Below are 14047 nucleotides of genomic sequence, written 5' to 3' on the forward strand. Positions count from 1 at the left end.
TCTCCTCCTATCATCGGCCTACTGTACCCATTCCGTTTATGATTTTATCGAGCATTTCATCCATCATCGTCATCATTCTTGCAGATGCGTTGTATGCCTGCTGGAATTTGATCATGTCCGTCATTTCTTCATCAAGGGATACGGAACTGACAGACTCCCTATTTTGATTGACTGAGGCAGCAAGCACGACAGAGTTGGAAAGGTTCTTTTGGGCGCTTTGGGAATCCACACCAAGCTTTCCGATAATACCGGAATAATAGGTGTCGAAGCTTCCCGTCAATTCATCGGAGTTTTGGCCTTTAGTCGAGTACTCACTGAACGCCTTCTTTTTAAGGTCAGCCAGGAGTTTGGCGTTTTCATTATCACCCGATGCCCCTCCGCTTTTTCCGCCTGCGGCAATTTTTGTGGGGTCCTTAATGATTTCACCATTCACCTTGATGCTTTGGGCGGCACTTTTACCAGGTTCAAGTTCAAAGAAGTTCAATGTGGAAGTGTTATCATCACCTAGGGCATAACCTTGTTTATGGATGGCATTGAACTCATTCACAAAAGCCGCCGTCATATTATCGAGCTTTTTCAGCATATCAGGATAAGCACCGCCGATTGTGCCATCAGCCTTCTTATAGCCAAAGCTGTTGATCAGACCGGACAGTTCTCCGGAGAAATTGTAATCCGTCAATGTTTTCGAACCAAACTTCAATCCGTCCACCATACCTGTTTTATCATGGCTAACTTCAACTTTCGAAGTTCCCACCATCCCGGTTTGGTTAACACTGACTAGATTGATGGGCGGCACAAAAGACGAACCGTCTTCTTGCATCAATTCGATGTTGTATAGCCCTGTGGCCACATCGCTTGCTCTGCCGTAATCCGCCGGAATGACATTATTCACCTTAATGCTGACAAGCTGCGAGAGATTGTCCACGAGTACATCACGTTTATCGTAAAGGTCATTGGGGATATAACCATGCGGCTCCACTTTGCTGATCTGTTGGTTAAGCTGATCAATACTGCTGATGAGCGTATTGATTTCGTTCGCTTTGACGTTTATCTGATTGCCGATATCCGTTTGAACGTTCGTAAGCGAGTTGTAATAGTAGTTCAGGGTATCCGCGACCATGACGCCCGTCGAGGCAACGACCTCACGTGCCCCGGAGTTTTCCGCATTCGCCGTCAGCCCCTGCAGGGAATTCCAGAACTTCTCCATCGTGGCGGCTAATCCGCTGTCGGTCGGCTCGTTCATGACGCCTTCCATTTTCGTCAGGGATTCGCTCATGGCCCCGTAATAACCGATTTTATTACTTTGTGTCCTGTATTGTGCGTCCAGAAAACTGTCCCGGATCCGCTGAACCGTTTCAGCTGCCACCCCTGTCCCGATTTGGCCGGCAACGCGCGGGCTGTTCAAACCGACAGTAGGAAAGCCCGACGTCTGGACCAGGTTGACCCGCTGTCTTGAATATCCTAATGTATTGGCATTGGCCACGTTATTTCCTGTTGTATACAAGGCCCCTTGAGAGGTGGATAATCCGCGTTTGGCAGTCTCAAGTCCCATAAAGCTTGAAATCATTTGCTCGCACCTCCATCTTTTTTCTGCTTATTATGCTTTGGAATCAAACATTCCCATGCCGATATTGGCCGTTTTCTTTACCGAATCCCCGTAATTCAGATTCTGGTTCTGCGGCCTCAGCATATCCAAAGAGAGATTGATGAATTGAAGGGACTGATAGATCAATTGCTGATTTAAACCGTTCCGCTCCTTCAGCTTTGCCACCTCATCAATCAATTCCGCTTTTAGCATTTCAAGGATTTCCGTTTCTTCTGGTCCCGTCAGTTCCGTTACGGTATGGATGGAGGAAGGCTGTCCCGCCGTTCCATTGGCTGCAAGAAATTCCTCGACTGCCCTTCCTCTTTCCTTATCCGTTTGACTGATCGCTTTAATATGCTTTTGTTCCGAAATCAGCAGGGCACTAATCGCCTCGGTATCATTTGCTTTCAAAATGGCCGTTTTTCTTATCGCCAATTGATTGAAGCTTTTATGAAGCTTTATCAATTTTTCAAGCGATTCGATAATGTTCCGTTCAGACATTTTGCTGCCTCCTCCACTCATAAATGAAGGACGGAAAATAACTCCGTCCACTTCATTCAAGCTTTTTCATTGAAAATTCATTTCCGGTAAAAATCGATGAGACCCTTAGCCGTTGCTTGTGCATTCAATTTATAATTTCCTTTTTCAACTTGGATTTTCAGTTCATCCACTTTTGCTTGTCTTGCAGCAAGAATCGATGATGATTGCTGCATTTCTTTTGCCGCTGAAGAAATTTCAACTTTATCCGAGGATTTGACCTTGGTTTCTTTGATATTCCCCGTTTTATTGGCTTGAAGATTATAAGGGTTAACACCTGTCATACCGACGTTATTGATTTTCATATTCCAGATCCTCTCCTTCGGTCGATTTTATAAATCCCATAATGTTTCGATTCCTTAACACATGAAATGGTTCTGGACTGTGTTATTCTCCCTATCGTTATTATCGACAAGGAATGGATTTCTTTAATTGTTTCGGGCAATCTTCCTTCGACACCCATTGTCGAATCTTGTTCTCAATATCGAATATTTTAACAAATACCGCATCATGTTTCCATGATTTATCCTTTTTGATCATCCTTCATGTAGTACGTATTTTTTTTATCATTTCCTTGAATTTCAGTCAGGCGCTTTTCCTCATTTTCAAATGCCTGCAAATCGGTAACGAATGAATCGCTGCATTTGCCGCATAGCCTTCCGATCTTGATGTTAGCGCCGCACTTTTCACATGGAATTCCTAGATTGGGAAACTGCGAAATTCTCAGCTTTCCTGTTCTCACAAATTTAATAATTAACGTTTCTTCAACGCCGGTGTCCTTAACCACCTGCATCATGGACGCCGTTCTATTTATTTTCTTGCGAATATATGCATACACTTTATCATATTGGTCTTCTTCTTCTTTATAACAGGCATCGCATACATCACGGAATTTCGTCATAACGAATAACGAATTACAGCTTGGACAGTTGAATACTTCCATCGAGGCCCCTCCTTCACCATCACAGCGATTATTCTTCAGTACTGTATATATCGAATAATACCGGCGATACTTTAGGATGTTTTAATAAAATAAGCTGTTTCACCTAGCAAGGGTGATGGATGATACTTCTTTGGCCCCAGACATTATCAAGGCTTTGGCTGCATGCCTGAGAGTTGTGCCTGTCGTGTAAATGTCATCGATGATCAAAATTGATTTATGCTCCAGCAAATCTGATTGCATGACCTGAAAAACCTGCGGTAATGACATCCTCTCTTGACGTGATTTTTTTGATTGTTTTTCCGTATGGATTCTTGTTAAGATCTCAACCGTATGAAGTCCAAGAAGGTCTGCCATTGCCTGTACCTGGTTGAATCCACGTTCCCTAAGCCGTTCATGACTAAGCGGGATGACCGTTACCAGGTCAAACTCCATATCCTTTAACCCTTCTTTCAAAAAAGGGACGAAAACCTCAGCTAATGCATAATCCCCACGGTACTTATATTTAGCAATAATATCTTTTAAGTATTCATTATAATGAAATAGCGATATGTTCTTCGACAAATAGCCGCGCCATTCCTTATTCCTTTCCCATCTTGAACAATCCAGACAGAGGTCACCGTTAATATGAACCCCACCAAGCTCCCTTGAACACATTGTACATGTTTCTCCGGTAATCCTATTAAGTTTCCCCTCACATCCTGCGCAGATTGCTCTTGCCTCGGCCTGCTTAAGCAAGCTCCTCCATGTCAATGCCTGCTTCAGTCCTTCATCACAAACAAGACATCTATTCATAGAGCAGCCCCCTTTTCGCGGCATCTTTATTCATCATTTGTATATGGTGAACCGCCTCGACCATCGCTTTACTTTTACCGTAATGAAAAAAGGTGATCTTCCCAGCAGGATTAGCAAAGCTTCTCCCTACCCTGCCGGCAATCTGAACGAGGGCACTATCAGAAAACACTTCATGTTCAGCACCGATCACGGCTACCTCCAACCTCTCAATAGTCACGCCGCGTTCGAGGATGGTCGAGGTCAGTAATCCTGGAATCAATCCATTTCTTAGTGCCATTACTTTTTCCTTTCGATCAGGGTGCCGGGAGTGGACAATCGTTAATTTTGGGGACAGCATTTGAAACAGCGGAATGACCTGCTCCATCACTTCAATGCTTGGAAAAAACAAGAGGAAGGGGATGTTCTGCTTAAGGCGTTCACTTACCCATCCATTGATTGCGGGGGGAATCTTTTTTTGAAGAAAGCGTTTTTGCCAATTGCCGCTCCACTTCATTTCAGGGACAGGGATTGGCTGACGATGATAACGGGCCGGGATTATGACGGCTTTCAATTTGCCGCTGCGGTATAGCCGCTGCATCCGTTTCGAAGGTGTGGCGGTCAAGTAGATGGTTGCCGCAGAAACTTTTTTTGATTTATTGACCGCATAATGCAGCGAATCATCAATTGAGTAGGGAAACGCATCGACTTCATCAACGATGATGACATCGAAAGCTTCAATAAAACGGAAAAGCTGATGTGTCGTGGAAACGGTTAGTGGCGAAAATCCATGTCGATCGGCACTGCCGGCATAGAGGGTCGCGACTTCAATGGCAGGAAAGGCTTTTTTTAACCTTGGGGATAGTTCGAGAACGACATCGGTACGGGGTGTTGTCAAACAAATCCGTTTCCCGGCATGCAAGGCTGCCTCAATCGCCGGGAATAGGACCTCCGTCTTTCCTGCCCCGCATACAGCCCATACCAGGAGTTCACCTTTTCCGTTTACGACTTCAACGACACGGTCGGAGGCAGTTTGTTGACCTTCCGATAAAGTGCCTTCCCACCTCATCACAATGTCAGGAATCTTAAACTGAATGCCGGGTCCGGTCCACCTATATAGCTTTGCACATTCACTGACACGTCCCATCATGATGCATGAGCGGCAGTAAGTGCAATCTTGATCGCAAATCTTGCAAGGGAAAGTATAAAACAAAGTTTGATCTTTGTTACCGCAGCGTACACAGTGATAATTGCCGTTCCCGGATTGCACGCCGCAAGTTTCCGAGACATACCCATTCTTGAGGTGCTCTGCGAGGAGTTCTTGAGAGAAGGGGATTTCGAATGCCAAAAGATGTTTTCCGGTGAGATGGTTCTGAAGTTCCGGGGAATAAGGCGGGGAAATACTCATTTTTTCCAAACTGCAACCTCCTTTTCTTGATATATTACGCTCCTCCTTATCATTCGCTTTTTACTTCCGAATTCCCTTTTGCTTCATAAAAAACCACCTTCCACTTAGGAAAGGCGTTATGGATTAAAATTTATACCAGCCCATCCCCATCGAGCCTTCGCCCAGATGAGTTCCGATTACTGGACCGAAGTAGCTGATGTCGAACTCGACATTCGGGAACCGGGCTTCAAGTTCTGCTTTCCAGTCTTTAGCTTCACTTTCCCGTTTTGCATGAATAATGACGGCTTTATATTTCTCGCCGCTCTCCGCGTCTTCTCCAAGAAAATCAGCAATCCGTTTCATCGCTTTTTTTCTTGTACGGATTTTTTCGAATGGGACGATGACCTTATCAACAAAATGGAGAACCGGCTTCACTTGAAGCAAACTGCCAATCAATGCTTGGGCACTGCTTAAGCGTCCCCCGCGCTGCAGATGGGAAAGGTCATCTGCCATGAAGTATGCCCTGACCGATGGCTTCATCTCTTCAAGCCTGACCATGATTTCTTCTGCACTTTTACCATCAAGTGCCATCTTTGCCGCCTCGATCACATAAAACCCTTGTACCATGCAGCTGATCTCCGAATCAAAGGCATGAACCTTAATTCCCTCGACCATTTCACCCGCCGATACCGCTCCTTGAAACGTTCCGCTGATGCCGCTCGATAAATGAATGGAAATAACATCATCATATTCTTTTTGCAGCTCTTCGAACTTCTCGACAAACTTCCCTATTGGAGGCTGTGAAGTGGTCGGCAATTTCTCCTGCCTCTTTACTTCCTCATAAAACTCATCCGCAGTGATATCAACTTCCTCCCGGTAAGCTTCATTGGAAAAAATGACATTAAGCGGCATCATATGTATATGTAAACGATCACGCATTTCCTCAGGTATATATGCAGTGCTATCTGTTACGACTGCGGTTTTCATAATAGTACCATCCTTATAAAAATTTACTTCATATCATACTCACCATTCTATCTGAAAATGCCTTTTTTTGCATTAAATTGCTTTCTGCATTACCAAAAATATGAATCCAGTTAGTCATCCTTCCAACAAAAAAATCCAGCCCTTCAGCACGCATTGCGGAATCTGAAGAGCCGGACTTATCGATCGTTTTAATTACTTCACTTCTACCCAGCCGTTTTTAATAGCTAGGACAACCGCTTGTGTACGGTCATTCACATTCATCTTCTGAAGAATGTTACTTACATGGTTCTTGACTGTTTTTTCACTGATATATAGAGTTTCACCGATGGCACGGTTACTTTTCCCATCCGCTAAAAGTTGGAGCACTTCACATTCGCGTCGAGTCAATAGGTGAAGCGGCCTCCTGATTTCTATTGTATGTACGGAATCACGATCAGCACCCTCTTCAGCTGCCAAGCGGCGATATTCTTTAACTAAGTTATGGGTCACCTTCGGATGAAGGTATGAGCCGCCTTCAGCTACTACACGCACAGCATCAATCAACGCATCTGCGTCCATTTCTTTCAACAGATAGCCTTGTGCTCCTGTTTTCAATGCGTGCTGTACGTAGTTTTCATCATCATGAATGGAAAGGATGATGACCTTTGTTTCAGGGTATCGGTTCACGAGCATTTTTGTCGCTTCGACCCCATTCATGTTCGGCATGTTGATATCCATGATAACAACATCAGGTTTATGTGTTTCAACGAGATCCATAGCTTCGCTTCCGTCATCACCCTCGGCAACAACATCAAATGATGATTCAAAATCTAAAATGCGCTTTACGCCTTCACGGAAAAGCTGATGGTCATCGATAATGATGATACTAGTCTTCAACGGCTTCTTCCTCCTAGTTTCTATTTAAAATGTCTATTCTCTATAGTTTATATATGGTAGGGAATTTGTATAAATACTAAAGTGCCTGCCCCTGGTTGTGAATCTATCGTCATTTCACCTTCCAGCAGCTCGACTCTTTCTCTCATTCCTACCAAACCAAATGAACCTTCTTTTTGAATCGAAGAGTCAAACCCCTTTCCATCATCCTTGACGACGACGGTCACCATCTCCTTGGAAATGGACAGTTTAACTTGAATCTGTTTTGGGTCCGCATGCTTCAATGAATTTTGTACTGCCTCTTGAACCAGCCTGAATAAAGCGACCTCCATATCGGAAGGAAGCCTTTTGACCTGCCCAAGGTTGACGAAATTCAGATTCACGCCATTATTATAGTCTTCCGTCGTTTGCAGGTACTTTCTGAGGGTAGGAACTAGTCCTAAATCATCAAGTGCCATAGGACGAAGGTCATAGATGATTCTGCGCACCTCATATAAAGCATTCCTTACCATGACCTTTAAACTGCGGATTTCCACTAACGCTTCATCAGGACCTCTCTCCCGTTGCACTCGTTCTATCAGATCTGAGCGCATCATGACGTTTGCCAGCATTTGCGCCGGACCATCATGAATTTCACGTGAGAGCTTTTTACGTTCCTGCTCCTGGGCTTCGATTATTTTCAGGCCGAAGTCCTGTTTGCGTTTCGCTTCTTGAAGTGCTTCCCCGACAAATTTAAGATCCTGTGTCAAATAATTCTGTACTACCGATATTTGCGAGACGAGATGCACCGCTTTATCGATCGTCTGCTGTAAACCCCTTAACCTTAACTCAAGCTCATCCCGGCGATTACGGAGCTCTTTCTCCAATTGCCGGTTAATTTGTAGATCGACTTGCAGCTTATGTGCCCTTTCATAAGCATCCCGCACCTGTTCTTCAGAAAAATGGTTGAAGTGCATACTGACTTCTGAAAGCCTTTTTCGAGCAAACCTGGCTTTTGAATCCAGTGCATCGCTGTCGGTTATCACAATGGCAACCCTGATTTTCACATCATCAAGCTCTCTTGATAATGACTCGAAATCCTTTCGGCATTGTTCGCCGATATCAAAGACTTCATCCTTACTTTCACTAACGGTGCTCACCATTGTTTCTAAGATCTTGTCCAATGCTTTAGCATCAACCTTTTTTATGGACATTAAGATCCCTCCACTTACCAAAAGACTTAAACAATTTATTGTCTTAAAGACTATGTATATGGAAAAAATTCCTTTTCCTTTTTCATGAATGGTTAAATTCCAGGAAACTTTTGTATGAAGTAACCTTCATGAACATATTGTACCAAAAAAAGATTAAAAATACGTTAATTTCCTTTTATGATTTCCATAAAATGTACATATTTACTATACATCTCATATTCCGGCCATTAAGTCTGCCTTTTAAAGGCAGAAAGCCATTTCTATTATCCTAATACATATTATCCTTTTCAATCAAATGGGATATTCCCTTCCATTGATTATCATATGAAACAGATGCATTTATTAAATGGCAAAATCCTTGAAATGAGAGGACACGTTAAGGTAAAGCCAGGATAATGGCACAGAACTCATGTTTTTCCTACAATGTTATTCTTTTAAGCATATATGACCAGCTAATAACAATAACAGGCAATGAAATTAATTATAACACGTACAGCTTTATCTTATATTAAAGTTTCTTTACACATGCTGTTTGTAAATGAATCGTCATTGCCACTTTTTCCGCAAAGCCTTATAATAAATCAACTAATAGGAAGTACGAAGGTGGAATAGCAATGCTCACTCAATATTTAACGGTGGCAGGTCGCGGCGAACACGAAATCGTCATTGAAAAATCCCGTTTTATTTCCCACATCGCCCGGGTCGAAACCGAGGATGCCGCACAGGCCTTTATCCAGGAAATCAAGAAAAAGCACAAAGATGCCACACATAATTGTTCAGCCTATGTGATCGGGGAACAAAACCAAATCCAAAAAGCCCTCGACGATGGGGAACCAAGCGGAACGGCAGGCGTCCCTATCTTAGAAGTGCTTAAGAAAAAAGAACTGAAAGACACCGTTGTTGTGGTCACACGGTATTTCGGCGGCATCAAACTTGGTGCTGGCGGTCTCATTCGCGCATACAGCAAAGCGACTTCAGAAGGAATAAATACCACTGGTGTGGTCATTAGAAAACTAATGCGGGTCATTTCGACAACCGTCGACTATACCTGGCTTGGAAAATTGGAAAACGAATTGCGATCTTCCATTTATCAAATAAAGGAAATTCAGTACCTTGATCAGGTCAATATCCTTGTATATGTTGAGGAAACACAAAAAGAGACATATACCGCTTGGATTACAGAGCTGACAAATGGCCAAGGCCACATCACTGAGGAAGAAATGCTTTATTTGGAAGAGGAATTCGCCTGATATACTCCTGCATATTTTTCCTTTTTTATGCTGTAATATAATTGAAAAGAAATATTTATTTTACGAATTTATTAAATCATTGTAAAATTAGGTGTAATAAATGACGAAATATAAACTGCAGGATTCGAAAAATAGCGATATATGTCTGATGTTCGTTATTTAAAAGGAGAAGAAAAGATGTCTACTACTAGGCGTGTTTATAAAATTAAAAAAACAAAGAAAAAAAGGCGAAAGAGGCTTTGGTTATTGCTCGTTCCCCTGCTTGTACTCGGTCTCGGTGCTTCTACGTATGCTGCAACCCTGTATATGAAAGCCCAGAATGTTTTCAATGATTCCTATGACCCCGTGGAAGCATCAGCAAAGCGAAGTGAAGCGATCGACCCGCTCGAAGATAATTTCTCGATCCTTTTCATAGGAATCGATGATAGTAAGGACCGTGACTTAAAAGGAAATTCCCGTTCGGATGCTTTAATGCTGGCCACATTCAATAAAGATCAAAAATCTATAAAACTATTAAGCATTCCACGTGATTCATATGTGTACGTGCCAGCCAAAGGCGTAACCACGAAAATCAACGCGGCCCATGCAGCCGGCGGACCAAAAGCGACGATGGACACAGTAGAGGAGTTACTCGATGTCCCTGTCGATTATTATGTCCGCATGAACTTTAATGCTTTCATCGATGTCGTAGATTCATTGAATGGCATCGAAGTCGACGTCCCTTATGAAATGTATGAAATCGATTCACATGACAAGAAGAATGCCATCCATCTCGAAGAAGGATTACAGACCGTTGATGGTGAAGAAGCATTGGCGTTTGCACGGACACGTAAAAAGGACAGTGATATCCAACGTGGTGAGCGTCAGCAGGAAGTCCTGAAAGCCATCATTGCCAAAGCAACCTCGGCTGGATCACTAACCAAATATACAGATGTAATGGAAGCTGTCGGTGACAATATGACAACGAACCTTCAATTCTCACAAATGAGAGGTTTCATAAAATATGTAACTACCGATAAAGGCCTCAATCTTGAAACCATCAAACTTGAAGGTCAGGATTCTACCATTAACGGAACCTATTATTATCAGCTGAACGAAACATCATTAGCGAACACTAAGCTGTTGCTTCAATCCCACTTGAACCTGGGACCAGCTGAAGGCAATCAAACTGAAGCGGTTCAATCACAAATACAAGAATAAAGTGAAACCCCCACTCGTCATGAGTGGGGGTTTCCTTTTTTGTTATCTTTGCGCCCCATTCAGTTAGGAGCAAAAAAGCCACCTGCCGCTATTTTAAACGGCTGGTGGCTTTTCATATAAATTGGCTAATCTAGCAATCTATTTCCAAAACAATCATGGCTTGTTTTTAAAGTTGAGCATCTTGAGCAACGGCTGATAGTTTGAATTGACCAAACCAATTTTCTCCACAAAAATTTCTATGATCAGCAGGAGTCCCGTTACTAGGATCAATGCTCCCCACATCGTTGCAAATGAAAAGATTATGGCCGCTAAGCCAAAGCAAGCAGCTAAAGCGTAAATGAGCAAGACCGTCTGTTTATGAGTGAATCCTAAATTTATCAAACAATGATGTAAATGGGATTTATCAGCAGCCGAGATCGGCTGTTTATTGACGACCCTGCGGATGATCGCGAAAAATGTATCCGAAATGGGAACACCCAAAATGATGATCGGTACGATCAAAGAAATCATGGTAACGTTTTTAAACCCTAGCAGGGACAGGACGGCAATGATGTAACCTAAGAATAATGCGCCTGTATCTCCCATGAAGATCTTTGCCGGATGAAAGTTATATTTCAAAAAGCCAAGAGTGCTTCCAATCACGATCAATGCGACCATGGCAACAAACAGGTCCCCTTTAATGAGGGCCATTGTTGCAATTGTCACTAATGCGATCGTTGAAACACCGCCTGCAAGACCATCCAGTCCATCTATCAGGTTGATTGCATTAATGATGCTGACAATCCACAAAATGGTGATCGGTATACTTAAAACACCAAATTCAAGTGTATCGGTAAAGAACGGCAAATTGATGAATTTCACTTCAAGACCGCCCCATAATACGATGATGAGGGCTGCCAAAACCTGGCCCAGGAATTTGGGTGCAGCTCTTAATTCAAAAATATCATCAGCCATCCCGATCAAAATGATGACAAGGGCTCCCACGAGAAGGGGCAGCTGCTCCCCAAAATCATTCATGTAAAGGGGCAGCTGCTCCCCAAAATCATTCATGTAAAGGGGCAGCTGCTCCCCAAATTCATTCATGAAAAGCAAGTAGGTAATGAAGGTAATGAAGGTAATGAAAAAACTCAAAAATATAGCTAAACCGCCCATGCGCGGCATAATTTTACTATGCACTTTTCGCTCATTCGGTTTATCGGTAGCTCCTAACTTAAAGGCCAGCTTTCCGACAAAAGGAGTCAAAAAAATGGATAATAGAAAGGCTATCAACAAGGCCCCTATTAACATCAAGAACATCAAGAACCACCTCAATTCAACTAAAAATCTAATACCCGTAACGATCTATAAGAAAACCTATATATAAATGCTTATTTTAATTTTTCATCCTCAAATAAACATTATATACGTTATTGGCTAAAATCTCTATAGAAAAGTTGTTTTTTGCAAATTTTTGTAAATCCGTCCCTATCTTTGTCAGGTCCCCGGATTTTTTTAATTCTAAAGCATTGCAGATGGCCAATTTCAGCTGTTCGACATTGCCGATATCCGTAATCCAGCCCTTGCTCCGATCGGGAATCAATTCCTGTACACCGCCGACATCACTTGTGATTGCCGGAAGACCCGATCTTGCCCCCTCAAGTAAAACCAGTGGAAAACTTTCACTTAAGGAAGTCAATAGTGTGATGTCCCCCAATGGGTAAATTCGATCTAAATCTTCACGATACCCTAAAAATTGCACGTGATCGGATAATCCCTTTTCCGTGACCATCTCTTCCAAAGCCGATCTCCTGCTCCCGTCCCCTGCAAGCAGCAGCTTTACATGGGGGAATTCCGATACCACTTCACTTAATGCCGCAAAAGCAAATTCATGACCTTTCACACGTTCCAGCCTTGCTGGCATGATGATGATGAAATCCTCTTGCCCAAACCCGAAATCTTCCCTTTTAAACGGGAAAGGCAATTCCTTTTCAAAGTCAATTCCGTTTAGGATCTTTGTTATTTTGGACGAATGGATTCCTTGGTCAATCAAGTCCTGCTTAAAGCGGTCGGAAACTGCCAGTATATGATCGGCATATTGAAATGACCTTACATGAAGGCCCGTAAAAATTTTCCCTTTTACACCCTGCCCCAAAAAATCATGTTGGGGTGAACTGTGAACAGTAAGTAGCCAAGGGCATTTAATGAGGCGCTTTATAAAGGCACCATATATATTCGCCCGAGGACCATGTGTATGGATGATGTCTATATTATTTAGACGGATAAAGTCCCGTAAAGGTTTCAAAATTGAAAGGTCATATTTGGAATGTTGCTTGAAAAGTTCGGTTTGTATCCCGGAGGACATGGCCCGCCGGTAAAGTTCACCATCTTCAAATAAACCAAGCAAACACTCCTCTTTATTCAATTGGTTCAGTAAGGACATAATATGAAACATACCGCCTCCGGTTTCATTACCGGCGTTTAAATGCAAGATCCTCATCCAGTCCACTCCTTATGTTCAGGAACGCTGCACCGATTTCCTCAACCGCCTAACCTTTAATACGAATCTTGGCAGCGCAAGCATCCGTTTCCACCGTGAAGGTTGCTGGATAAGTCGGTACAACCATTCAAGACGCATCTTTTGCCAGAAAACCGGGGCGCGGTTCACCTTACCCGCCAGGACATCAAAGCTTCCCCCAACTCCCATGAATAACCCCTTATTGAATAATGCATAGTGCCTGGAAACCCATTTTTCCTGCCTAGGGAACCCCAATGCAGTCAAAATGATGTCAGGTTCAAGTTCCGCTATCGACTTAGGCAGGGTATCATCCTTGATATCAATGTAACCATGGTTGTATCCGACCAACTCGAGAGCCGGGTATAGTTCTTTTACTTTCAGGGCCGCTGCTTCAATCACGTTTTCCTCCGCTCCAAGCAGGTATACCTTCAGCGCTTTTTCATCAGCGACCCGAAATAATTCATTCATCAAGTCGAATCCTGTAATCCGCTCTTGTAAAGGTTGATTTAGCCATTTAGAGGCCATAATAATACCAACGCCATCAGGAGTGATGTAATCAGCCGATAAAATGATGTCTTTATAATCCTGATGTTCATTTGCATACTCAACTATTTCCGGATTTGCCGTAACGACAAACGTTTTTTCCTGATTCATCAATCTTGGATATATCATTCCATTCTTGAATTCATCCATATTGCTATCAATGAATGGTATGGATAGTATCTCAACAAACTTTTCTGTCATTTCACTTCAGCCTTTCATATGTACTATACATCTAAAGGGTGGGGTATTATTCAAGAAATTTTTTCATACACATAATAGAACGTGAT

14 protein-coding genes are annotated in these 14047 nt (G+C 42.8%); 2 read left to right on the forward strand and 12 right to left on the reverse strand.

Annotation, left to right across the window (positions count from 1 at the left end; translation table 11 throughout):
- Positions 1-10: 10 nt before the first annotated feature.
- The 9 genes from flgK to ACIQZD_RS15890 form a co-directional block, all read right to left on the reverse strand.
- The gene (gene flgK / locus ACIQZD_RS15850) at positions 11-1567 is read right to left on the reverse strand and encodes a flagellar hook-associated protein FlgK (protein ID WP_402904410.1); all 1557 of its coding nucleotides are present in this window, start codon (positions 1565-1567) and stop codon (positions 11-13) included.
- A 30-nt stretch (positions 1568-1597) separates the two neighbouring features.
- Entirely contained in the window at positions 1598-2086 is a 489-nt protein-coding gene (locus tag ACIQZD_RS15855; protein ID WP_402904412.1) for a flagellar protein FlgN, read from the reverse strand.
- 77 nt (positions 2087-2163) lie between these two features.
- Positions 2164-2427 (reverse strand): flagellar biosynthesis anti-sigma factor FlgM, encoded by a 264-nt coding sequence (flgM, locus tag ACIQZD_RS15860; protein ID WP_402904414.1) that lies wholly within the window; start codon positions 2425-2427, stop codon positions 2164-2166.
- 218 nt (positions 2428-2645) lie between these two features.
- Entirely contained in the window at positions 2646-3065 is a 420-nt protein-coding gene (locus ACIQZD_RS15865; protein WP_402904416.1) for a TIGR03826 family flagellar region protein, read from the reverse strand.
- A gap of 99 nt (positions 3066-3164) precedes the next feature.
- Positions 3165-3857: a ComFC family protein gene (locus ACIQZD_RS15870; RefSeq protein ID WP_402904418.1), complete on the reverse strand. Its 693-nt coding sequence runs from the start codon at positions 3855-3857 to the stop codon at positions 3165-3167.
- Complete coding sequence (locus ACIQZD_RS15875; protein WP_402904835.1) at positions 3850-5241, reverse strand: ATP-dependent helicase ComFA; 1392 nt, start codon at positions 5239-5241, stop codon at positions 3850-3852. The genes ACIQZD_RS15870 and ACIQZD_RS15875 overlap by 8 nt, the downstream gene beginning before the upstream one ends.
- Positions 5242-5364: 123 nt before the next feature.
- The gene (locus ACIQZD_RS15880; RefSeq protein ID WP_402904420.1) at positions 5365-6207 is read right to left on the reverse strand and encodes a DegV family protein; all 843 of its coding nucleotides are present in this window, start codon (positions 6205-6207) and stop codon (positions 5365-5367) included.
- A 192-nt stretch (positions 6208-6399) separates the two neighbouring features.
- Complete coding sequence (locus ACIQZD_RS15885; RefSeq protein ID WP_101223770.1) at positions 6400-7083, reverse strand: response regulator; 684 nt, start codon at positions 7081-7083, stop codon at positions 6400-6402.
- A 47-nt stretch (positions 7084-7130) separates the two neighbouring features.
- A complete protein-coding gene (locus ACIQZD_RS15890; RefSeq protein WP_402904422.1) occupies positions 7131-8273 on the reverse strand; it encodes a sensor histidine kinase in 1143 nt (380 codons plus the stop codon).
- Between the two features lie 614 nt (positions 8274-8887).
- On the opposite strand from ACIQZD_RS15890, the gene ACIQZD_RS15895 reads away from it, so the two are divergent.
- Together ACIQZD_RS15895 and ACIQZD_RS15900 are read left to right on the forward strand one after the other, a co-directional pair.
- Positions 8888-9523 carry a YigZ family protein gene (locus ACIQZD_RS15895; RefSeq protein ID WP_402904423.1) on the forward strand — a complete coding sequence of 212 codons (636 nt, stop codon included), beginning with the start codon at positions 8888-8890 and terminating at the stop codon, positions 9521-9523.
- Positions 9524-9700: 177 nt separating this feature from the next.
- Entirely contained in the window at positions 9701-10723 is a 1023-nt protein-coding gene (locus ACIQZD_RS15900) for an LCP family protein (protein ID WP_402904425.1), read from the forward strand.
- A 153-nt stretch (positions 10724-10876) separates the two neighbouring features.
- On the opposite strand, the gene ACIQZD_RS15905 is transcribed toward ACIQZD_RS15900, so the two are convergent.
- From ACIQZD_RS15905 to ACIQZD_RS15915, 3 genes are all read right to left on the reverse strand, one after another.
- Complete coding sequence (locus tag ACIQZD_RS15905) at positions 10877-12010, reverse strand: glycosyltransferase family 4 protein (protein ID WP_402904837.1); 1134 nt, start codon at positions 12008-12010, stop codon at positions 10877-10879.
- A gap of 85 nt (positions 12011-12095) precedes the next feature.
- Complete coding sequence (locus tag ACIQZD_RS15910) at positions 12096-13199, reverse strand: glycosyltransferase family 4 protein (protein WP_402904426.1); 1104 nt, start codon at positions 13197-13199, stop codon at positions 12096-12098.
- 18 nt (positions 13200-13217) lie between these two features.
- Positions 13218-13961 carry a WecB/TagA/CpsF family glycosyltransferase gene (locus ACIQZD_RS15915; protein WP_402904428.1) on the reverse strand — a complete coding sequence of 248 codons (744 nt, stop codon included), beginning with the start codon at positions 13959-13961 and terminating at the stop codon, positions 13218-13220.
- Positions 13962-14047: the final 86 nt, after the last annotated feature.

It is taken from the genome of Peribacillus sp. NPDC096447, assembly GCF_044762725.1.
In the GTDB taxonomy this organism is placed as follows: Bacteria; Bacillota; Bacilli; order Bacillales; family DSM-1321; genus Peribacillus.